This window comes from Desulfohalovibrio reitneri (assembly GCF_000711295.1).
GTDB lineage: Bacteria > Desulfobacterota > Desulfovibrionia > Desulfovibrionales > Desulfovibrionaceae > Desulfohalovibrio > Desulfohalovibrio reitneri.
In genome coordinates this window covers 332,679-352,439 of the sequence record NZ_JOMJ01000004.1, presented here as the reverse complement: position 1 = coordinate 352,439, position 19,761 = coordinate 332,679, and the positions used below count along the sequence as shown (strand labels likewise).

The 19,761-nt window shown below is 67.4% G+C and carries 20 protein-coding genes, 1 tRNA gene and 1 riboswitch; of the genes, 12 read left to right on the top strand and 9 right to left on the bottom strand.

Features of this window, described 5'->3' with window-relative positions; all coding sequences use genetic code 11:
- Positions 1–4: 4 nt before the first annotated feature.
- The 7 genes from mraY to mraZ are packed head-to-tail and all read right to left on the bottom strand — an operon-like array spanning position 5 to position 7,637.
- Positions 5–1,081 carry a phospho-N-acetylmuramoyl-pentapeptide-transferase gene (gene mraY / locus N911_RS0114210; protein WP_029898291.1) on the bottom strand — a complete coding sequence of 359 codons (1,077 nt, stop codon included), beginning with the start codon at positions 1,079–1,081 and terminating at the stop codon, positions 5–7.
- Positions 1,078–2,478, bottom strand: coding sequence for a UDP-N-acetylmuramoyl-tripeptide--D-alanyl-D-alanine ligase (locus N911_RS0114205; protein ID WP_029898290.1), 1,401 nt, complete (start codon positions 2,476–2,478; stop codon positions 1,078–1,080). Before N911_RS0114205 ends, mraY begins: the two co-directional genes overlap by 4 nt.
- Complete coding sequence (locus N911_RS0114200; protein WP_029898288.1) at positions 2,469–3,926, bottom strand: UDP-N-acetylmuramoyl-L-alanyl-D-glutamate--2,6-diaminopimelate ligase; 1,458 nt, start codon at positions 3,924–3,926, stop codon at positions 2,469–2,471. Before N911_RS0114200 ends, N911_RS0114205 begins: the two co-directional genes overlap by 10 nt.
- Position 3,927: 1 nt before the next feature.
- Entirely contained in the window at positions 3,928–5,937 is a 2,010-nt protein-coding gene (locus N911_RS0114195; protein ID WP_081859265.1) for a penicillin-binding transpeptidase domain-containing protein, read from the bottom strand.
- Positions 5,934–6,254, bottom strand: a complete 321-nt coding sequence (locus N911_RS0114190; protein ID WP_029898284.1) for a hypothetical protein — start codon at positions 6,252–6,254, stop codon at positions 5,934–5,936. Before N911_RS0114190 ends, N911_RS0114195 begins: the two co-directional genes overlap by 4 nt.
- Positions 6,247–7,191 (bottom strand): 16S rRNA (cytosine(1402)-N(4))-methyltransferase RsmH, encoded by a 945-nt coding sequence (rsmH, locus tag N911_RS0114185; RefSeq protein WP_029898282.1) that lies wholly within the window; start codon positions 7,189–7,191, stop codon positions 6,247–6,249. Before rsmH ends, N911_RS0114190 begins: the two co-directional genes overlap by 8 nt.
- Positions 7,191–7,637, bottom strand: coding sequence for a division/cell wall cluster transcriptional repressor MraZ (gene mraZ, locus N911_RS0114180; protein WP_029898280.1), 447 nt, complete (start codon positions 7,635–7,637; stop codon positions 7,191–7,193). Before mraZ ends, rsmH begins: the two co-directional genes overlap by 1 nt.
- 332 nt (positions 7,638–7,969) lie before the next feature.
- Between mraZ and pyk the strand changes: the two genes are divergently transcribed.
- Positions 7,970–9,385, top strand: a complete 1,416-nt coding sequence (pyk, locus tag N911_RS0114175) for a pyruvate kinase (protein ID WP_029898278.1) — start codon at positions 7,970–7,972, stop codon at positions 9,383–9,385.
- 3 nt (positions 9,386–9,388) lie between these two features.
- Entirely contained in the window at positions 9,389–10,393 is a 1,005-nt protein-coding gene (locus N911_RS0114170; RefSeq protein ID WP_029898276.1) for an HD-GYP domain-containing protein, read from the top strand.
- Between the two features lie 74 nt (positions 10,394–10,467).
- On the opposite strand, the gene N911_RS0114165 is transcribed toward N911_RS0114170, so the two are convergent.
- Positions 10,468–10,953 carry a CBS domain-containing protein gene (locus N911_RS0114165; RefSeq protein WP_029898274.1) on the bottom strand — a complete coding sequence of 162 codons (486 nt, stop codon included), beginning with the start codon at positions 10,951–10,953 and terminating at the stop codon, positions 10,468–10,470.
- Between the two features lie 83 nt (positions 10,954–11,036).
- Here N911_RS0114165 and N911_RS0114160 point away from each other — a divergent pair, with 83 nt between their 5' ends.
- The 5 genes from N911_RS0114160 to N911_RS0114140 all read left to right on the top strand — a co-directional run bounded on the left by N911_RS0114160 (position 11,037) and on the right by N911_RS0114140 (position 15,538).
- Positions 11,037–12,281 carry an HD domain-containing protein gene (locus N911_RS0114160; RefSeq protein WP_029898272.1) on the top strand — a complete coding sequence of 415 codons (1,245 nt, stop codon included), beginning with the start codon at positions 11,037–11,039 and terminating at the stop codon, positions 12,279–12,281.
- A 42-nt stretch (positions 12,282–12,323) separates the two neighbouring features.
- Positions 12,324–13,265 (top strand): class I SAM-dependent methyltransferase, encoded by a 942-nt coding sequence (locus tag N911_RS0114155; RefSeq protein WP_051694445.1) that lies wholly within the window; start codon positions 12,324–12,326, stop codon positions 13,263–13,265.
- Positions 13,266–13,304: 39 nt separating this feature from the next.
- Complete coding sequence (gene rplM, locus N911_RS0114150) at positions 13,305–13,733, top strand: 50S ribosomal protein L13 (protein ID WP_029898268.1); 429 nt, start codon at positions 13,305–13,307, stop codon at positions 13,731–13,733.
- 9 nt (positions 13,734–13,742) lie between these two features.
- Positions 13,743–14,132, top strand: a complete 390-nt coding sequence (gene rpsI / locus N911_RS0114145; RefSeq protein ID WP_029898267.1) for a 30S ribosomal protein S9 — start codon at positions 13,743–13,745, stop codon at positions 14,130–14,132.
- Between the two features lie 131 nt (positions 14,133–14,263).
- Entirely contained in the window at positions 14,264–15,538 is a 1,275-nt protein-coding gene (locus N911_RS0114140) for a radical SAM family protein (protein WP_029898264.1), read from the top strand.
- Positions 15,539–15,571: 33 nt separating this feature from the next.
- Here the strand turns inward: N911_RS0114140 and purM are convergent, their stop codons facing one another.
- Positions 15,572–16,633, bottom strand: coding sequence for a phosphoribosylformylglycinamidine cyclo-ligase (purM, locus tag N911_RS0114135; protein ID WP_029898263.1), 1,062 nt, complete (start codon positions 16,631–16,633; stop codon positions 15,572–15,574).
- A gap of 124 nt (positions 16,634–16,757) precedes the next feature.
- On the opposite strand from purM, the gene N911_RS0114130 reads away from it, so the two are divergent.
- The 5 genes from N911_RS0114130 (at position 16,758) to ribB (ending at position 19,498) form a co-directional block, all read left to right on the top strand.
- Complete coding sequence (locus N911_RS0114130; protein ID WP_161781640.1) at positions 16,758–17,045, top strand: hypothetical protein; 288 nt, start codon at positions 16,758–16,760, stop codon at positions 17,043–17,045.
- A gap of 43 nt (positions 17,046–17,088) precedes the next feature.
- Positions 17,089–18,099: an AmmeMemoRadiSam system radical SAM enzyme gene (gene amrS / locus N911_RS0114125; protein WP_029898259.1), complete on the top strand. Its 1,011-nt coding sequence runs from the start codon at positions 17,089–17,091 to the stop codon at positions 18,097–18,099.
- The gene (locus N911_RS18130; RefSeq protein WP_081859264.1) at positions 18,096–18,233 is read left to right on the top strand and encodes a DUF3096 domain-containing protein; all 138 of its coding nucleotides are present in this window, start codon (positions 18,096–18,098) and stop codon (positions 18,231–18,233) included. Before amrS ends, N911_RS18130 begins: the two co-directional genes overlap by 4 nt.
- A gap of 178 nt (positions 18,234–18,411) precedes the next feature.
- Positions 18,412–18,488: transfer RNA gene (locus N911_RS0114115), tRNA-Pro, on the top strand.
- Positions 18,489–18,559: 71 nt separating this feature from the next.
- Positions 18,560–18,711, top strand: a riboswitch (FMN riboswitch).
- A 127-nt stretch (positions 18,712–18,838) separates the two neighbouring features.
- On the top strand, positions 18,839–19,498 hold the full coding sequence (gene ribB / locus N911_RS0114110) for a 3,4-dihydroxy-2-butanone-4-phosphate synthase (protein WP_029898257.1): 660 nt from the start codon (positions 18,839–18,841) through the stop codon (positions 19,496–19,498).
- Positions 19,499–19,761: the final 263 nt, after the last annotated feature.

The following is a 19,761-nucleotide window of genomic DNA, read 5'->3' as shown; positions in this document are numbered from 1 at the left end:
TTGCCTAGCGCAGTTTCAGCGTGCTCAGGGCCACCAGGGCGAAGAGCACGGAGATGATCCAGAAACGGATGATGATTTTCGACTCGGGGATGCCCTTCATCTCGAAATGGTGGTGCAGCGGGGCCATGCGGAATATTCGCTTGCCGCCCGTCATCTTGAAGTAGCCCACCTGCACGATGACCGAGAGGGTCTCGATGACGAACAGGCCGCCGACAACCAGCAGGAGCAGTTCCTGCTTGGCCAGCACCGAGACGAAGCCCAGGGAGCCGCCCAGGGCCAGCGAGCCCACGTCGCCCATGAATACCTGGGCGGGGTAGGCGTTATACCAGAGGAATCCCAGCCCCGCGCCCAGCAGGGCCGAACAGAACACGGCCGCCTCCCCCACCCCGACCACGTAGGGCACCTGGAGGTACTCGGCCAACTTCACGTTGCCCGCCACGTAGACGAAGATGCCGAAAACCACCGCGGCCACCACCGTGGGCACGATGGCCAGCCCGTCCAGGCCGTCGGTGAGGTTGACCCCGTTGGAGGACCCCACCATGACCAGAACGGCGAAGGGGATGTAGAAGATGAAGAGGTTGGGCAGAATATCCTTGAAAAAAGGCACGGCCAGCTTGGTGGAGTAGGCCGGGTCGCCCACCAGCAGGGCCATGGCCAGAGAGGCCACCAGCACCTGCGCCAGGAACTTGACCTTGGCCGACAGCCCCTTGTTCATCTTGCGGCAGACCTTGAGGTAGTCGTCCCAGAAGCCCACCGCGCCGAAGCCCACGAAGACCAGCAGGGTGAGCCAGATGTGGGAGTTGGTCAGGTCCGCCCACAACAGGGTGGCGGGCAGGGTCCCGGCCATGATGAGGATGCCGCCCATGGTGGGGGTGCCCGCCTTGGAGCGGTGGGCGGCCACGTCCTCCTGGATGTACTGGCCGAACTTGAGCTTCTGCAGCCAGCGGATGATCATCGGCCCCACGAAAATGGCGATGACCAGCGCCGTGAGAAAGGCGTAGATGGACCGGAAGGTGATGTAGCGAAAGACGTTGAATACGCCTATCTGGTCCGAGAGGGGGTACAGCAGGTTGTATATCACGTCTCGTCCTCCCGGCGGGCAAGCTCACGGCACAGGGCCTGGTGCAGTTCCTCCATGCGGCAGGAGCGGGAGCCCTTGAAAAGCACCACTCCACCCTCGATTCCCAGATCGCGCCAAGCGCGCAGGAAATCCTCCCCGGTCTCCACCTCGGCCAGGGTCTTGGCCCCGGCCAGGCCGCGCCGCACGGCTTCGGCCTGGCCGCCCCGGTAGATGACCGCTTGGCCGGAGCATTCGGCCAGCCGTCGTCCAAGTTCCTCGTGCGCCGCTTCCTCGCCGCCGCCGAGTTCCAGCATGTCGCCCAGCACCAGCACCAGGGGGCAGCCCCGGCCGCCGGCCAGGGAGGCGGCGCAATCCACGGCCACTGCCACGGAGAGCGGGTTGGCGTTGTAGGAATCGTCGATGATCTCGAAATCGCCCAGGCGGCGGCGCTGGAAACGCTGCTCAACGCATACCGGCTCGGCCAGCCCGGCCACGTTCTCGTCCAGGGACAGGCCGTGGGCGTCGGCGGCCGCAGCCACGGCGGCCATGTTCTCGGCCAGATGGGAGCCGAGGTAGGGCAGCTCCGCCTCCACGGTTTCGCCGCCGCGCCGGGTGAAGCGGAACAGGCCGCCCTCCCCGTCTTGCGAGGGGCCGAGGAAGAAGCAACTGAAATCGGCGGACTCGTCCAGGGCGGAGATGGTGGTCAGCCGCACGTCGTACTCACCGGCGGCGGCCAAAAGCTCGGGGTAGTCGCGGGAGACGATGGCCGTCCCCCCCGCCTTGAGGGAGCCCAGCAGTTCCGCCTTGGCCCGGGCCACCCCGGCCAGGTCGCCCAGGCCTTCCAGATGGGCAGGGCCCACGTTGTGGATGACGGCCACGTCCGGCCGGGCCACAGGGGCCAGTTCCGCCATGTCGCCGGGCTTGGAGATGCCCAGCTCCAGCACCCAGGCCCCCTCCTCGCCGGTGGCGGCCAGGATGGTCAGGGGCAGGCCGATCTGGTTGTTGAAATTCTTGTAGTTTTTGGCCACGTCCATGTGCCTGGACAGCACCTGGGCCAGCATCTCCTTGAGGGTGGTCTTGCCGGCCGAGCCGGTCACGGCCGTGACCTTGGCCCGGGTCTGCGCCCGCCAAGCGGCGGCCAGTTTCCCAAGGGCGGCCACCGTGTCGGTGACGAAGAGCACCGGCGTGTCCGTGACGTCGGGCAGGGGCATCTGGGAGAGGATGGCCGCCGCGCCCTTTGCCGCGGCGTCGGCCGCGAAATAGTGGCCGTCGAAGCGGCTGCCCGGCAGGCAGACGAAGAGCTGGCCCGGCTCCACCATGCGGGAGTCGGTGCACACGCCGACCACCTCCGGAGAGGGTTCCGGCAGTTCGCCCACCGCGCCGGTGGCCGCTGCTATGCGGTCCAAACTCAGGCGCATTCCAGAATCTCCCTGACCACCTTGGCGTCCGAGAAGGGGAACTTGAGGTCCCCGATCTGCTGGTAGAGTTCGTGCCCCTTTCCGGCCACCACCAGGGCGTCGCCAGGAAGCATCTCGCGCAGGGCCAGCCGGATGGCCTCGTAGCGATCCTCCTCCCGCACCACGCGGGGACAGTCGCCCATGCCCTCGAAGGTGTCGTCCATGATCCGCCCCGGCTCCTCGGTGCGGGGGTTGTCAGAGGTCAGCACGGCCACGTCCGCGTACTCGCAGACCGCCTGGCCCATGAGGGGGCGCTTGGTGCGGTCGCGGTCGCCGCCGCAGCCGAAGACCACCAGCAGCTTGTTCACGTCCAGGGCCTTGATGGAGGACAGCACGTTGCGCAGGGCGTCGGGGGTGTGGGCGTAGTCCACAAAGACGTCCAGGCCCCGGTCGTTGGGTACACGCTCCAGTCTGCCCGGCACGCCGTAGAAATTATCCAGCACCTTCATGGATCGCGGCCCCAGCCCCAGCTTCAGGGCCGCGGCCTGGGCGGCCAGCAGGTTCTCGGCGTTGTGCCGGCCCACCAGCGGGGAATTGATCTGCCAGGTGCGGCCGGAGTTCTCCATGGCCAGCCGCAGGCCGGAGGCGGTGGAGGAAATCAGCTCGCCCTTGAGGGTTTCGAAGTTGCCGTGGGGCGCGGCCGAGAGCCCAAAGCCCACGGCGCCCTCCATCCCCCGCAGCAGGCCGCGGCAGGCGGCGTCGTCGTAGTTCAGCACCGCCCGGCCGTCCGGGGCCAGGTACTCGGTGAACAGCTTGGACTTGGCCGCGAAGTAGTCGTCCATGTCCTTGTGGTAGTCCAGATGGTCCTGGGTCAGGTTGGTCATCACGGCCACGTCGAAGGAAAGCCCGGCCACCCGCTTCTGGTCCAGGGCGTGGGAGGAAACCTCCATGACCACCGCCTCCACGTCGGAGCGAGCCATGTTGGCCAGCAGTTCGTGGGTCTTCCAGCAGTCCGGAGTGGTCAGCTGCGACTCCAGCACCACGCCGGGCCAGCGGTAGTTGATGGTACCCAGCACCCCCACCCGGCGGCTGTTGGCCGCCATGAGATACTCCACAAGGTAGGAGACCGTGGTCTTGCCGTTGGTGCCGGTGACGCCGATGAGTTTGAAGGGGTGCAGGTGCGTCTTGAAATAGGCCCGGGCCAGCTCGCCGAGGGCCTGGCGCGGGTCGTCGCGCAGAATGAGCTTGGCGGAGGCGCCCTCGGGGAAGTTGGTGGCGTCGCGGGCCACCACGTAGGCCGCGCCGTTCTCCAGGGCCTGGGGGATGAAGGCGGAGCCGTCCACCTTGCTGCCCGGCAGGGCCACGAACACGTCGCCCGGCCGCACACGCCCGGAGTGTGTCCAGACCATCAGTCCGTCCGCCACCCGGCCCAGCAGTTCGGCCCAATTTCTGTTAACGGTCGCCGCCATATCAGGATTCCGCATAGCCTGCCAAACGCAGAGTGAATGGTTGTCCCCCGCCGGGCCAATCCGCGCCGGGCGCGGGTTGCTGGCCTTCCACGGCGGTGCCCCGGCCGCTGAGCACGGGCACGATGCCGCGCGAGGCCAGAATCTCCACGGCGCGTCGCAGGGGAAGTCCTCGAAGATCGGGTACGTCGGGTCCGTCGGCCGCCACCGAACGGCGGGCCGCCTTGGCATGCTCCACAGCCACCCCGGCGGACGGATCGTCCGGTCCGGAGGCGGCCACCGCGCCGCTGGGCAGGCGGCGGAACCCGGCAAGGGTGCCGACCGCCACCTCGCGCACAACCGGCGCGGCCACCACCCCCCCATACGTCGCCGGATGGGGTTCGTCCACCACGCTGAGCACGAGGTATTCGGGATCGCCACCGGGGAAGAACCCGGCGAAGGAGGCCACCCGGCCCGCGCCGTAGCCGCCCTCGGCCGAGGCCTTCTGGGCGGTGCCCGTCTTGCCGCCGACCCGCATGCCCTCGATGCGCGCCCGCTGTCCGGTGCCGTCCTCCTCCACCACGCCGATCATCCATTCCCGCACGGTGCGGGCCACCTCGGGGCTGAACACGCGCTCGCCCCGGCCGGACACGCCGTGTTCGCCCCTGACCAGCTTCAGGGGCCGGGCCACGCCGTCCGCCGCCAGGGCCAGGTAGCCCCGGGCCAGTTGCAGGGCGGTCACCCCCAGGCCCTGGCCAAAGGAGATGGCCGCCATATCGATCTCGTTCCAGGACACGGGCGGCCGCACGAGTCCCCGGCTCTCGCCGGGCAGCCGCACCCCGGTGGGACGGCCGAAGCCCAGGCGCTCCAGATAGCGGTGGTACTTCATGGCGCCCAGTTCCAGGCCGATCTTGGCCGCGCCGATGTTGGAGGAATAGCGCAGGACTTCCTCCGGGTTGAGGTCGGCGTACTCGTGGGTGTCGCGGATGGTCTCGCCGTGGAGCCGCCACTTGCCCTCTTCGCAGAAAATGGTTTCCGAGGTCTCCACCGTGCCCTCCTGCAGGGCCGCGGCCAGGAGGAAGGGCTTGAGGGTGGAGCCGGGCTCGAACACGTCCAGGGCGGCGCGGTTGCGCCAGCCTTCGGGCGAGCCGCCGCGGAAAATGTTGGGATTGAAGAAGGGATGGTTGGCCAGGGCCAGGATTTCGCCCGAGTCCACTTCCACCACCAGACAGACGCCCCAGCGGGCGTTGTGCAGCCGAACCGCCCGCGCCAGGGCGGACTCGGCCAGGTCCTGCACCTGGGCGTCGATGGTCAGCCGCACGTCCTCGCCGTCCAGGGCGCCTTCCTCCACCGCGTCGCCCAGGCGATTGCCAGCGGCGTCGCGCTGCACCACCACCTCGGCCTCGCGCGGGGTCAGGGTGTCGTTGAGGGCGCGCTCCACGCCTTCCAGTCCCTTGCCGTCAACACCCACAAAGCCGAGCACCTGCCCGGCGAGGTGGTTGTTGGGGTAGAGGCGGCCGCGCTCGTAAACCAGATGGATGCCGGGCAGGGCCAGCTCGCCCACCTTGGCCGCTGCCTTGTCCCCCACCTGCCGCGCCAGCCAGACGAAGCCGGAGGAGGAGGCCATGCGGGAGCGGAGCTTGGTCGCGGGTTCGTCCAGAACCGGGGCCAGGGCCCGGGCCGCTCCGGCGGGATCGGCCACTTCCGAGCCCCGGGCGTAGACGGAATGGAAACGCACCGCCCTGGCCAGGGGGCGGCCGTTGCGGTCGAGGATATCGCCCCGGTCGCCGCGCTCGTTCTCGTGCACCAGGTGCTGGTGGCGGGCCCGCTCGGCCAATTGCGGCCCCTGGCCCAGCATGACCCAGCCAGCGCGGCCCCACAGCCCCAGCCAGGCCAGCCCCAGCAGCACGGCCACGGCCACCAGCCGCCAGCGGCTGCCCGAGGCGGCGCGCTTGCCCGTGGCGGCCGGGGTGCGGGACTTTGGCGCGGCGCGGTTGCCGCGCTCCAATTTGTCTGGGGCGCGGCGGGAACTCATGAATCCCCCTCCCCCTGCGCAATGGAGCGGATCTGCCCGGGCTCGGCGCGGCGCAGTCCGCGCTCGCGGGCCAGGCGGCGCAGGCGTGCCGGGGAAAGCAGGTTGTCCCGCTCCACCTCCAGCTTGGCCAGGTGGGCCTGGGCGTCCTCAAGCTCCGCCTCCATGCGGCGCAGCTCGTAGGCCATGTGGGTGCGGTTGACGTTGATCCAGACCAGGGCCAGCCCCAGTACCAGGAAAAGCCCCAGGGCCAGCAGCGCCGGGGCGGGGGACGGCTTGGCGCCGGTCCGCGTTTTGTCGGCGCGGCGGTTGTCAGCCATGGGCCACCCCCTCGGCCACCCGCAGCTTGGCACTGCGCGCCCTGGGGTTGGCCTCGGCCTCCGCCTCGCCTGCGGTGACTGGCTTCTTGGTCAGCACTTTCAGCCGCACCTTCTTTTCGCAGGTGCAGACAGGCTGGCGCGGCGGGCAGACGCACTCGCGGGCCTCCTCGCGGAAGGCGCGCTTGACCATGCGGTCCTCAAGGGAGTGGAAGGAAATGACCGCCACCCGGCCGCCGGGCTTGAGCCGCTCGGGGACGCGGTCCAGAAATTCGCGGAGCTGGCCCAGCTCGTCGTTGACCGCCATGCGCAGGGCCTGAAAGGTGCGGGTGGCCGGATGCATCCTCGCGGTGCGCCGCCACTTGGCGGGATAGGCGGACTCCACGACTTCGGCCAGGTCAAGGGTGGACTCGAAGGGACGTTCCTCGCGGCGGCGGGATATGGCCCGGGCGATGCGCCCGGCCTGGGGCTCCTCGCCCAGTTCGCGGATGAGGGAGCGCAAGCGGTCGAAGGAGGCGGTGTTGACCAGCACGGAGGCGGGCTCGTTGCCCCCGGAGGCGTCCATGCGCATGTCCAGCGGCCCCTCACGGAGGAAGCTGAAGCCCCGGTCGGCGGAGTCCAGTTGCAGCGAGGACACGCCCAGGTCCAGCAGGGCGCCGTCCACGGCGTCCCAACCGGCTTGGTCCAGGGCCTCTTCGAAGAGGCTGTAGGGCATGTGCCTCGTGACCATCTTGTCTCCAAATTCGGCCAGATTGGCCGACGCTTCTTGCAACGCCTCCCGGTCCCGGTCCAGGCCGATGAGTTCGGCCTCCCCCCCGGCCGCCTCCATGACGGCCCGGGCATGTCCCCCAAGCCCCAACGTTCCGTCGAGGTATCTGCCGCCGGGCCGGGGCGAAAGCCAGGCGACAACCTCGTCTCGCAGGACGGGCACGTGGCGCATCAGAAGCTCAGCTCCACCCCGGTGGAGGCGATGTCTTCCGACACGTCGTCGAAGTCCTGGGACTCGATGGCCTGGAAGGCCGCCTGATCCCAGACTTCGAACTTGAAGCCCACGCCGACCAAGACCACCTCGTGGTCGAGGCCAGCGTATTCCCGCATGGACTGCGGCACCAGCACGCGGCCCTGTTTGTCCAGGGCCACCTCCTGGGCGCCGCCGATGAAAAAGCGCATGAAGTCGCGCACCTTGCGCCCGGGATTCTTGATCTGGGCGAACTTGGCCTCGATGCGCTCCCATTCGCTCTGGGGGTAGCCGGAGACGCAGTTGTCGAACTTGGCCAGCACGAAACGCCCCTCTTCCGAGTCGCCCAGGATGACTTCCCGGAACTCGGGGGGGAGCATCAGTCGCCCCTTGGGGTCGATGCTACGCTGGCTGTGTCCTCGGAACATGCTCCTGCTTCCCTTTCTTGCCACCCCTTACCACCTTTTACCACCTCCGACTTCAACTAGCCCCGCGAAAAAGTCAACCCCTAAATGGAAATGAACCAGGAAAAATTCGTGCAGAAATGGCGACCACACAATGCAATATGGAGTATCACAAGTTATATCAAACACTTCACAAGACAGGCAAAAAAATGCAGTAGCGCGGTCGCGTGAACTGCGGCGCGCGTGGTAAACTGGGTGGAAAACGGTGGGAAGCATCTCCCCGGGCCCATGAATCCCGCGGAGCCGGCCGGTGCTCTCCCACACTCCCCCACCACCGCCGCGCAGGAGGATTTTCCATGTCCCGCACCAAGATCATGGCCACCCTGGGCCCCGCCTCCAGCGACAGGGAGACCCTGGCCGGACTCATCAGGCGCGGGGTGCGCCTCTTCCGCCTCAACTTCTCCCACGACGACGCCTCCGGCTTCGCCCCGCTGGTCGAGCGGCTGCGCCGCCTGGAGGGGGAGATGGACGCCCCCCTGACGCTTATGCAGGACATCTCCGGTCCCAAGCTGCGCACCCGCGACACCGGCCGCGACCTCATCGAGGTTGGGCTGCGCGACGAGGTGCTGCTGGGGCTGCCGGAGACGGACCCCGGCCCGGACGTTCCCTTCCTCTGCCTGGACCAGCCCGAGATTCTGGCCGGGCTGGCCGTCGGCGACGCCGTGGCCCTGTCCGACGGCATGGTGCGCTTCACCGTGGCCCGGCGCGAAGGGGAGGGGCTGGTGCGGCTGCGGGCGGAGACCGAGGGCATCATCCCGCCGCGCAAGGGCGTGGCCCTGCCAGGCAAGCGGCTGCCCATCTCCGCCATCACCGACAAGGACCGCCGCGACCTGGCCGAGGCCGCGGGCATGGTGGACTGCGTGGCCCTGTCCTACGTGCAGGGGCCTGAGGATGTGGCCGAGGCGCGGAACATCCTGCGCCGGGAGGGCTCGAACGCCCCGGTCCTGGCCAAACTGGAGCGGTCCGAGGCGGTGCGGCGTCTGGAGGAGGTCGTGGAGGCGGCGGACGGGATCATGGTGGCCCGGGGCGACCTGGGACTGGAGTGCCGCTTCTCGAAGCTCCCGGCCATGCAGAAACGGATCATCCGCGCTTGCAACCATGTATGCAAACCTGTAATCGTTGCCACGCACATGTTGTTGTCAATGGTCGAAGGCCCCATGCCCAGCCGGGCGGAAGTGACGGACGTGGCCAACGCGGTGCTGGATGGAGCCGACTGCCTGATGCTCTCCGAGGAGACGGCCATCGGCCGCTCGCCGGTGCAGGCGGTGGAGGCCATGCGGGAGATCGCCGACGAGGCGGAAGGGTACTTTTTCGAGTCCGGAACTGCGGACGGCGCGGACTACGCCGACGACCCGCTGGACTCGGTCCTGGCCTCCTCGGCCAGGCGGCTGGCGGAGACCGGCGATGCCCACGCCCTGGTGGCCCACACCATGTCCGGGGCCACGGCCCGGCTCATCTCCGCCACGCGCCCCTCGCGCCCCATCCACGCCCTCACCCCGGATGACGGGGTGCGACGGTTCCTGCAATTTTCCTGGGGGGTTCTGCCCCGGCTGGTGGAGGACGACGGCGCATCCCACCTGGACCGCGCCGAGGCCTTCATTGAGACGGAGGAATCGATCCCTTCGGGGGCGCGGGTGGTGCTGACAGCCGGACAGCCCAAGCCGGGCATGGCCAGCGGCCCCACCAACGTGGTCAAAATCTACCAGAAGTGAGCCATGTCCAAGAACGCGGTCCCCGAAAGCCTGAACGAGGAATACTACCAGATCAGCTCCGACATTCTGGAGAGCTTCTCCAAGTACCGGCCGCCGCTGGACATCTTCCGCTTCAAGGAGGACGTGGCCCGCATCGAGACCTACTACCGGGCGGGCGGAAGGCTGAGCAAGGAGCAGGTGGAGGAGCTGGCCGAGCTGACCCGCGAGGGGCTCATCTTCGTCTCCCGCCGCGACCACCCCGTCTACGTCAAGCACATCTCCTACCAGCTGGACCTTGTCCTGGTGGACAAGAACCTCAAGGAGCGGGAGATCGCGGACATCTTCATCCAGGCCCTGACCATGCGGCTGGAGAACTTCATGGAGCAGCCGGTGCGGGCCCTGCTGGAAAGGCTGCGCGAGGACGTCATGGTGCTGTGCGAGTACGTCTGGAACGACGTCCACCGCATCCGCGCCCTGACCCGCCGCCTGCACACGGAGCACACCCTGGCCCACCACTCGGTCAACTGCGGGGTGATGGGCACGGCCCTGTTCATCCGCCTCTACGCCGACGACTTCAACCGCGGCGCCATGCAGCGCAAGCTGTTCGAAAACGCGGTCATGGGGCTGTTCCTGCACGACCTGGGCATGTCCAAGATTCCGGTCTTCCTGCGGGACAAGACCCAGGCCCTGAGCCGCGACGAGCAGTCCAAGCTGCTCTCCCACCCCGGCACCGGCTACGAGATGCTGGGCAAGCTGGACCTGAAAGACCGCCCGGTGGAGCAGTGCGTCATGGAGCACCACGAGCGGCTGGACGGCTCCGGCTACCCGCAGAAGCTCAAGGGCAAGGACATCTCCCCCCTGGGCAGGCTGTGCGCCGTGGTGGACTCCTACTGCGCCATGGTCACCAACCGCCCCTACGCCCCGGCCAAGGAACCGGCCCAGGCCGCCAACGAACTGGCCGAGGACGCCAAGCACTACGACAGCCGCATCGCCCGCCTGCTGCAGTCCCTCATCGTCACCGGCAAGTAGGCCGCCGGGCAACGCGAAAAAAGGGCGGCCGGGATTCGACCCGGCCGCCCTTTTTCGTCCGTTTCCGCCGCCCGTTACCTGGGCAAGGTCATTTCGCGGGTTATCTCGCGGAAGAGGTCGCCGATGAGGATGACCCCGATGGGCTTGCCGCCCTCCTCCACCACCACCCAGTTGCGGCGGCTCTCCACCAGGGCGTCCAGCACCACCTGGAGCTGGTCCGAGGGTTTGACGATGGGCGCGTCGCGATTGATGAGCTTGCGCACCGGGACCTCGCGGCACTCCTTGCAGGCGCGGGAGAAGGCCGCTTCCCAGTCCTTCTCCCCGGCCGCCTCCAGTTCCTCGTCCCGCTGCAGGCAGGCCCGGGTGGTGCGCAGGGCGTCCCAGGCCGTGACCACGCCGCGCAGCCGTCCACCACGGCCGCACACGATGACCAGATGCGCCTCGGGCTGTTCCTTAAGCCGCTCCCGCAGCCCGTCCATGACAGAGCCGAGATCGGCGTCCTCCTCGACCGCGAAAAAATCCTCGCGCATGACGTCCCAGGCGCGTTTACGCTGCAGCACGATTTCCCTCCTTGTGCTTTGCCTGTGCCGGGGCTAGAGTGCCACCGCCTTTGCCAGGCCGCTTTTACCCTCGGAACGATATCATGCCAAGCATCCGCAAGAGCCTGCTCCAACTTCTCTTCTCCGGCTCGTACATGAAGCGCTGGAACGACAAGCTGCGTCCCATCGAATTGTACGAGGTGGACAAGCAGGCCCACAAGATGCTCATCGCCTGGGCCCTTTTCGAGATAAACTCCCGCGGCATGAGCCTGGACGAGCGCACGGCCCTGGGCGGGCGCATCGTGGAGGGCGGGCTGTTCGAGTACATGTACCGGCTCATCATAACCGACATCAAGCCGCCGGTCTTCTATCAGATAAAGGAAAATCCCGAGCACTACGCCCGCCTCACCGGCTGGGTGGTGGAGCAGCTCACCCCGCGCATCCAGGTGCTGGGGCCCGAGTTCTGCACCCGCCTGGAGAACTACCTGGCCAAACCGGACCACGAGGACCTGGCCGGGCGCATCCTCTTCGCCTCCCACATCTACGCCTCCCGGGCCGAGTTCCTGCTCATCAAGGACATCAACCCGTGGGACGAGGAACTGGAGGAGATCGAGGCGGATTTCCAGCAGACCCTGGAGCGGCACGCCGACATCGAGGGCGTGCCCGACCTGCTCACCGAAGGCAGCAACCTGGACCGCTTCGCCCGGCTGGCGGGCAGGCTCCGCTTCCAGACCCGCTGGTCGCAGACCCCCCGCATCCCGGAAACCTCGGTGCTGGGGCACATGTTCATCGTGGCATGTTTCGCCTACCTTTTCTGCCTGGAGCAGGATGCCTGCGAGGCGCGCAAGCAGAACAGCTTCTTCGCCGGGCTGGTGCACGACCTGCCCGAACTGCTCACCCGCGACATCATTTCCCCGGTCAAGCGCAGCGTGGAGGGTATCGCCGACCTCATCCAGCGCTACGAACGCGACGCCCTGGACAAGCGTGTCTTCTCCCTGCTGCGCTCGGACATGCTGCGGCCGGTGGGCGAGCGGCTGGCCTATTTCCTGGGGCTGGACTCGGGCGGGGAATTCGTCACCCGCGTGCGCAAGCGCGACGGCAAGGTGGTCAAGGCCTCCTACGAATCACTGCGGGAGAGCTTCGAGGGGGACGAGTACGACCCGCTGGACGGCGGCCTGCTGAAGATCTGCGACTCCCTGGCCGCCTTTCTGGAGGCCTACACCGCCATGCGCAACGGCATCACCTCCGAGGGGCTGCAGCAGTCGCTGTGGCGCATACGCGGCATGTACGCCGCCAATCCCTACCAGCACGGCGTCCACATAGGCTCCCTGCTGGCGGACTTCGACTGAACCCCTTCCCTCCTGAAAGACTCTGCGTTAGGTTGCCCCGCCATGCTGTCCAAGACCGTCCGCTCCGTCCTCGTCTGCCCCCACTGCCGCCGCCACCCGGAGTGGGCCACGGACGAACTCCCCCACTACCACTGCCCGGAGTGCGACCTGGATTTTCCCCGCACGGAGCGGAAGCAACTCGATTTCCGCCCCCGGCATACGGAGACGATCAGCCTGGACTTCACGCTGGGCGAACCTTTCGAGCACCCGGACGGCGTGCGCTACGAGCCGCTGGAGCCCAATCCCCGCCCGGACGTGGACTGGAGTTCCATGAACGTGCCCAAGCACTTCACCAGCGAAATCCTGTCCTACATCCCCAAGGCGGGGACGGACGCCGTGTGCCTGGACCTGGGCTGCGGCAAGGGCGGGCACCGCCCGGTGGCCGAACACGCGGGCTACGCTTGGCTGGGGCTGGATTCCGAATCCAAGCGCGCCCCGGTGCTGGGCGACGCGCACCTCCTCCCCGTGGCCGACCGCTCCGTGGACCTCGTCCTGTCCATGGCCGTGCTGGAGCACCTGCGCTACCCGCACCGGGCCATGAAGGAAATCCACCGCGTGCTCAAGCCCGGCGGGCTGTTCATCGCCACGGTGGCCTTTCTGGAGCCGTTCCATTCGGACAGCTACTTCCACATGACCCACATGGGCGTGGCCGGGCTGCTCGGATACGCGGGGTTCGACGTGGAGCGGCTGGGGCCGTCCAGCAACTGCTTGCACTCCATTTTCCGCATGGGCATGTTCCCCGGCATGTCCCGGCAGGGATGCCGCAGGCTGGCGGACCCCGTCATCTGGCTGCACAAGCAGTGGTGGAAGCGGACCGCGCGCAAACGGCCGGAACTTACGGAACGGCAGAGGATTCTCATTAACTCCGGCGACATGACGATGGTGGCCAGAAGGCGCCATCCCAAGGTGGACCAAGCCCTTGACAGGGTCCGGCAAAAACAATAAGAAACCCCTCCTTTGAGTTCGCACCGAGGAGAACGGACTATGAAGACGTGGAGCCCCACGCCCCAAGACATCAACCGCGAATGGGTGGTTGTGGACGCCGAGGACCAGATTCTGGGCCGCCTGGCCACGCAGATCGCCACCCGCCTGCGCGGTAAGCACAAGCCCGAATTCGCCCCCCACATGGACAACGGCGACTTCGTCGTGGTGGTCAACGCGGAGAAGATCCGCGTCACCGGCCGCAAGATGGACGACAAAAAGTATTACCGCCACACCGGACACGTCGGCGGCATCAAGGAGCAGAGCCTGCGCGAGAAGCTGGGCCACAAGCCCGAGGATGTCCTGTACACCGCTGTGCGCGGTATGCTGCCCAAAAACCGTCTGGGCCGCCAGCTTCTCAAAAAGCTGAAAGTCTACTCCGGTCCCGACCACCCGCACACGGCCCAGGAACCCAAGGTCCTGGAGTTGTAGGAGCCCGACATGAGCGATTTCTTCTACGGCACCGGCAAGCGCAAGAATTCCGTCGCCCGCACCCGTCTCTATCCCGGCAAGGGCGAGATCGTGGTCAACGGACGGGCTCTGGAGGAGTATTTCCCCAGGGCCACCCTGCAGATGGTCATCCAGCAGCCCCTGAACCTGACCAAGACCATCGGCAAGTACGACGTCCGCGTGAACGTGGACGGCGGCGGCATCTCCGGGCAAGCCCAGGCCGTGCGCCACGGCATTTCCCGCGCCCTGCTGGAGCTCGACCCCGAACTGCGCCCGGCCCTCAAGAAGGCCGGTTTCCTGACCCGCGACGCGCGCGTCAAGGAACGCAAGAAGTACGGCCAGCGCAGCGCCCGCGCCCGGTTCCAGTACTCCAAGCGGTAAACCCTCCGCGTTTCCCTTTGCTTCGGGACGCGGCGCTTCTGCGCGCCGCGTCCCTTTTTTCGTTTCCCCCGTCCCGCCTTGCCAGGGGGGCCGTTCCCTATTACATCTTGCCCGTCCGCGAAGGCGTCCCCATGAGCAAGCGCAAGCCCCCCATGCCCCACCTGCTCTCGGCCACGGCCGATGGCGAGATCGTCGAACACCCGGAACTGCTGATGGTGGTCCGGCGCGGCGACGAGATAACCCTGCCCCGGCCGGACGAACTGATCCGGCTGCCGGACGAGAGCGAGCTGTTCCTGCTGGAAAACCGCCTGGCCGTGGGGTTCGACCCCGAGTCCGGCCAGGTAGAGGCCTTGGAGGAGCCCGCGGTGGCCGCCTTCATTTCCCCCGGGCACACCCTGGGGGCGGTGGCCGCCTACCACACCCGCGACGAGGCCGCCCGGCTGCCCCTGTTCGCCTACGGCGCGGTGGGCTGGGCCGAGGGCTCCTTCTGGGTGGCCGCCCGCAAGGTGGACGAGGACCGCCGCCAGGTATTCACCAACATCCCTCCGGAGAAGGTCCGCCAGGGCGCGGAAAAGCTCATGAAGCGCTTCCCGGAGAACCGGCTCGTGCGCCACCTGACCGGCTGCGCCCTGGTCTCCGGCTGCCCAGCGGCCAAGAATCTGGCCCTGGGCCGGTTCGAGGCCCCCCTGCCCACCTCCCGCGCCTGCAACGCGGACTGCCTGGGCTGCATCTCCTCCCAGCCGCCGGATTCAGGCTTTCCCGCCACCCAGGACCGGCTGCGCTTCACCCCCACTCCGGACGAGGTGCTGGAGGTCATGACCGCCCACGCCGAGCGGGCCAAGCGGCCCATCCTCTCCTTCGGCCAGGGCTGCGAGGGCGAGCCGCTGACCGAGGCCGACCTGCTGGCCGAGGCCACCCGGCGCTACCGCGACCAGGGCGGGCCGGGCACGGTCAACGTCAACACTAACGGCTCGCGGCCGGAGGTGGTGGCGCAACTGGCCAAAGCCGGATTCTCCTCCATGCGGGTCTCCCTCAGCTCGGCGCGGGAGGATGCCTACACCCGCTACGCCCGCCCCCGCTCATTCTCATTCGACGACGTGCGTGAATGCGCCCGCCAAGCCAAGCGCCACGGGCTGTTCGTCTCCCTCAACTACTTCTTCTTTCCCGGAGTCTCCGACACGGAGAACGAGATGGAGGCCTTGTCGGGATTCATCGAGGCCACCGGCGTGGATTTCATCCAGCTGCGCAACCTCAATCTGGACCCCGAGCTCTACATGGCCCTGCTGGAAGGCATCGACCACGGCCCGTGCATGGGGCTGGCCAACTTCCGCAAGCGCATTAAAAAAGCCCACCCGGGGGTGGGCTTTGGATACTTCAATCCGTATGTGGAGCAGGACGCGGACTGATCCGCGCCTCCCGCTCTCTCGCTCAGGGGCCGGTCAGCAGCCCTCGGGAAAATCCACCAGCACGCGCTCCTGGCCCTTTTCAGCGCGCTCGATGGTGCCCACGTGGAAGGCCGGGCAGCCGGTTCCCTCCAGCCGCCCGATGACGTCCTCAACCAGCTCCGGCCGCACCACCATCAGGTAGCCCAGGCCGCAGTTGAAGATCTGCAGCATCTCCTCCCAGGACAGCCCACCCTGCTCCTTGAGCCAGTCGAAGACCGGGGGCATGTCCCAGGAGCCGAAGCGCAGCCGGGCGGACACGCCGCGCGGCAGCACGCGGGGGATGTTCTCGTAGAAGCCGCCGCCGGTGACGTGCACCATGCCCTTTATCTCCAGGTCGCGCCGGATGGACCGTACCGCCTTGGCGTAGATGCGGGTGGGCTCCAGCAGCACGGTGGAGACCTTCTTGCGGGTGCCGGGGAAGGTATCGTCCGGGCCCAGGCCGGACTTGTCCAGAAGCTTGCGCACCAGGGAGTAGCCGTTGGAGTGCAGGCCGGAGGAGGCCAGGCCGATGACGGCGTCGCCCACGCGGATGGAGGAGCCGTCCACGATGTCGGCGTTGTCCACCAGCCCCACGCAGAAGCCGGAGAGGTCGTACTCGCCGTCGGCGTAGAAGCCGGGCATCTCCGCAGTCTCGCCGCCCAGCAGGGCGCACTCGGACTCGCGGCAGCCCGCGGCCACGCCGGAGACGACCTGCTTGGCCGTTCCCTGCTCCAGCTTGCCGCAGGCGAAGTAGTCCAGGAAGAACAGGGGCTTGGCTCCCTGCACAAGGATGTCGTTGACGCTCATGGCCACCAGGTCCACACCAATGGTGTCATGGCGGTCGAAGGCGAAGGCCAGCTTGAGCTTGGTGCCCACGCCGTCCGCACCGGCCACCAGGACCGGTTCCTGCATCCCGGAGACATCGGGCTTGAACAGGCCGCCGAACCCGCCGATGTCGGTGATGACGCCCTTGGTGAAGGTGGCCTGGGCCATCTTCTTGATTGATTTAACGAGGTCGGTGGCGGCGTCTATGTCGACGCCTGCTTCTTTGTAGGCCTTGGAACGGTCGCCTTGCATGGGGGTTCCCTTGCACTTTTGCCTGAAAAGGTGGAGAACCATGTATAGGGTGAGAACCCACGGAGTTCAAGGAGATTGTATGACGAATCCGGCCATCCTCCGAAAGCCCCTTTGCGCGTTGCTGTTGACGTTGCTGGCGACCGCGCCCGCCTGGGGGGCCAACGGAACGAACCAGCCCCCCGGCGAGTCCGGGTACTCAGGCTACACCCTCAACCCGGACACCGCCCCTGACCGCAGGGACAACACCATGGGCACGGGCGAGGGAAGAATCCGCTTCGGCCGCGACCCGGCCACCGGCGACCGCACCATGGAAGTTGGCCCGGCCGGGGACATCGACAAGGAGGAGGACTGCCGGGAGGAGGATCCCAAGATCGGCCCCATCGAGCCGGTCATCATCCTGCCGGAAGAATGACAAACCGGCGCGCCCCGCGCCGTACGTCAAAGGAGTCTCGCGTATGCGCGAAGCGCTGCTCTGGCGGCCCAGATCGCAGAACCGGGTGCAATGCGAGCTGTGCTCCCAATACTGCCTCATCAAGGACGGCGAGCGCGGCAAGTGCGGCGTGCGCCTCAACCAGGGCGGCACCCTCTTCACCCTTGTCTTCGACAAGGTGGCCGCGGCCAACCTCGACCCCATCGAGAAAAAGCCGCTCTACCACTTCCTGCCGGGAACCACGTCGTTCTCCATCGGCACGCAGGGATGCAACATCGCCTGCGGCTTCTGCCAAAACTACTCCCTGTCCCAGTCGCCCAAGGAGGGACGGGACCCCACGGGCGAGGCCATCACCCCGGAGCGCATCGTGGCCACGGCCAAGGACCTGGGCGCGGCCTCCATCTCCTACACCTACTCGGAGCCGACCATCTTCTTCGAGTTGGTCATGGAGACGGCCCGGCTGGCCGTGGAGGAGGGGCTGAAGAACATCCTGGTCTCCAACGGCTTCATGACCGACAAGATGCTCGACTCCTGCAAGGACGTCATCCACGCCGCCAACGTAGACCTCAAGGCCTTCACCGACCGTTTCTACAAGGAGCTGTGCGACGCCCGGCTGAACCCGGTGCTGGACAACCTGCGCCACATCCGCCGCCTCGGCTGGCACCTGGAGGTCACAAGCCTGATCATCCCCAACTGGAACGACTCGGAGGACGAGCTGCGGCAAATGGCCGGGTTCATCGCCAACGACCTGGGCAAGTCCACGCCCTGGCATCTCTCCCGCTACCACCCAACCTACAAGATGACCGAACCCTCCACGCCGGTGGAGACGCTGGAACGCGCCTTCGCCATCGGCAAGGAGGCGGGGTTGGAGTACGTTTACCTGGGCAACGTGCCCGGCCACGATTCCAACTCCACCAAGTGCCCGGAGTGCGGCTGCGTGTGCATCAAGCGCAGCGGCTACCAGGTCGCCGGGCCGGTGCGCGAGGACGGCTCCTGCCCCGAATGCGGCCATAAAACCGAAGGAGTGTTCGCATGACACCTCATGGAGGAGGCTACCTCGGACCCGTGCTGTCCATTGTGGCCGGCGTGCTCATTTTGGTGCAGCCGAAACTGCTGAACTACATCGTGGCCATCTACCTCATCGTCATCGGCGTCCTCGCCCTAGTGTAAGGTGTAACGACGGCAAAACCCACATGCCGACCTCGTCGTCGCGGGGCCTGTCCAGGTGACGCCCGCGCGCCGACGCTTGCAAGCGCCCCGAGCTTGGGGTAGGCATGGCCTCCCGTCGCGCGGCTCTTCCCGCGACGATCCGCCGGTCCACCCCGGGCCGGCCCGCACTCACTGGCAACGGGGCGTGGCGCAGTCTGGTAGCGCGCGTGCTTTGGGAGCACGATGCCGGGGGTTCAAATCCCTCCGCCCCGACCATTTTTTTCCGGCAAGCCCTCTCCACCGATTTCTCCACATTGACCCCCGTCCCCCCGCCGGGTACAACTCCTCCCGATCCTCAGGGCGGGGTGCAATTCCCCACCGGCGGTGATCCGGCCTTTGGGCCGGGAGCCCGCGAGCGCTCCCCCGCGCGGGGGGAGGTCAAGCAGATCTGGTGCGATTCCAGAGCCGACGGTGACAGTCCGGATGGGAGAGGATGACACGGGACGGGCGGCCCGGCAGTCGGGCGCGATCCGTCTTTCTTTGGGTCCAGCCGCCCCGGGGGCGGCGAGGCCTCTCTCCTTTCGCCCTGATTCTGGCTTTATCCTTCAGCGCACGGGAGCGCCGCCATGAATCAGTATTCCTTCCCCACAGGCCGCTTCGGGCCCGAGCACGTGGAGGGGGCCCTGTCGGCCCTGCGCGACGGCCGGGGCATCCTGGTGGTCGACGACCAGGACCGGGAAAACGAGGCCGACATCATCTTTCCGGCCCAGACCCTCACCCGACAGCAGATGGCCCTGCTCATCCGCGAATGCAGCGGCATCGTCTGCCTCTGCCTGACCCATAAGAAAGCCGACGCCCTGGACCTGCCGCCCATGGTGGAGGACAACTCCAGCCAGTACGGCACCGCCTTCACTGTGTCCATCGAGGCGGCGCGGGGCGTGACCACCGGGGTCTCGGCCGCCGACCGTTTGACCACGGTGCTGGCCGCCGTGGCCGAGGACGCCCGCCCGTGCGACCTGTCCCGGCCCGGCCACGTCTTTCCCCTGCGCGCCCGCCCCGGCGGCGTGCTGGAGCGACGCGGCCACACCGAGGCCACCGTGGACCTGATGCGCCTTGCCGGACTGCGACCGGCCGGGGTGCTGTGCGAGCTGACCAACCCGGACGGCACCATGGCCAGGGGAGCGGACATAGAGCGGTTCGCCCAGGCTCACCGCATGCCCATCCTCTCCGTGGAGTCCGTGGCCGAATACCGGCGCGCGACCGAATCCCGCCCCGCCGCGGCCTGACCGCAAGACGCCACAACGCGACTTTCCCGCCCGGAGCCGGGCCCGGCTCCGGGCGGATGCCCCCCACCCCTCATCCGGGCTACGCGGGAGTCTTCCGTCTGAAGTCGCCTTCCCTGGACGTCTCATGCTCTCCCCCGTGACAGCTTGTTGGTCCAACAACATGCTTTGTCCCAGCACATCGTGGCAATCCCCTGTTCCTGGACGACAGGTTCCTTCGCCATGTCGGCGCGCCGTCTTGACAGGGACTATCTTTTTAAGCAATT

Excerpts from the sequence above, each read along its gene's own strand:
- N911_RS0114160 (WP_029898272.1), top strand. The coding sequence starts at position 11,037 with ATGCCAAGCATCCGCAAGAGCCTGCTCCAACTTCTCTTCTCCGGCTCG.
- N911_RS0114195 (WP_081859265.1), bottom strand. The coding sequence starts at position 5,937 with ATGAGTTCCCGCCGCGCCCCAGACAAATTGGAGCGCGGCAACCGCGCC.
- N911_RS0114205 (WP_029898290.1), bottom strand. The coding sequence starts at position 2,478 with ATGCGCCTGAGTTTGGACCGCATAGCAGCGGCCACCGGCGCGGTGGGC.
- N911_RS0114170 (WP_029898276.1), top strand. The coding sequence starts at position 9,389 with ATGTCCAAGAACGCGGTCCCCGAAAGCCTGAACGAGGAATACTACCAG.
- N911_RS0114140 (WP_029898264.1), top strand. The coding sequence starts at position 14,264 with ATGAGCAAGCGCAAGCCCCCCATGCCCCACCTGCTCTCGGCCACGGCC.
- mraZ (WP_029898280.1), bottom strand. The coding sequence starts at position 7,637 with ATGTTCCGAGGACACAGCCAGCGTAGCATCGACCCCAAGGGGCGACTG.
- N911_RS0114190 (WP_029898284.1), bottom strand. The coding sequence starts at position 6,254 with ATGGCTGACAACCGCCGCGCCGACAAAACGCGGACCGGCGCCAAGCCG.
- rsmH (WP_029898282.1), bottom strand. The coding sequence starts at position 7,191 with ATGCGCCACGTGCCCGTCCTGCGAGACGAGGTTGTCGCCTGGCTTTCG.
- amrS (WP_029898259.1), top strand. The coding sequence starts at position 17,089 with ATGCGCGAAGCGCTGCTCTGGCGGCCCAGATCGCAGAACCGGGTGCAA.
- N911_RS0114155 (WP_051694445.1), top strand. The coding sequence starts at position 12,324 with ATGCTGTCCAAGACCGTCCGCTCCGTCCTCGTCTGCCCCCACTGCCGC.
- rpsI (WP_029898267.1), top strand. The coding sequence starts at position 13,743 with ATGAGCGATTTCTTCTACGGCACCGGCAAGCGCAAGAATTCCGTCGCC.
- purM (WP_029898263.1), bottom strand. The coding sequence starts at position 16,633 with ATGCAAGGCGACCGTTCCAAGGCCTACAAAGAAGCAGGCGTCGACATA.
- ribB (WP_029898257.1), top strand. The coding sequence starts at position 18,839 with ATGAATCAGTATTCCTTCCCCACAGGCCGCTTCGGGCCCGAGCACGTG.
- pyk (WP_029898278.1), top strand. The coding sequence starts at position 7,970 with ATGTCCCGCACCAAGATCATGGCCACCCTGGGCCCCGCCTCCAGCGAC.
- rplM (WP_029898268.1), top strand. The coding sequence starts at position 13,305 with ATGAAGACGTGGAGCCCCACGCCCCAAGACATCAACCGCGAATGGGTG.
- N911_RS18130 (WP_081859264.1), top strand. The coding sequence starts at position 18,096 with ATGACACCTCATGGAGGAGGCTACCTCGGACCCGTGCTGTCCATTGTG.
- N911_RS0114200 (WP_029898288.1), bottom strand. The coding sequence starts at position 3,926 with ATGGCGGCGACCGTTAACAGAAATTGGGCCGAACTGCTGGGCCGGGTG.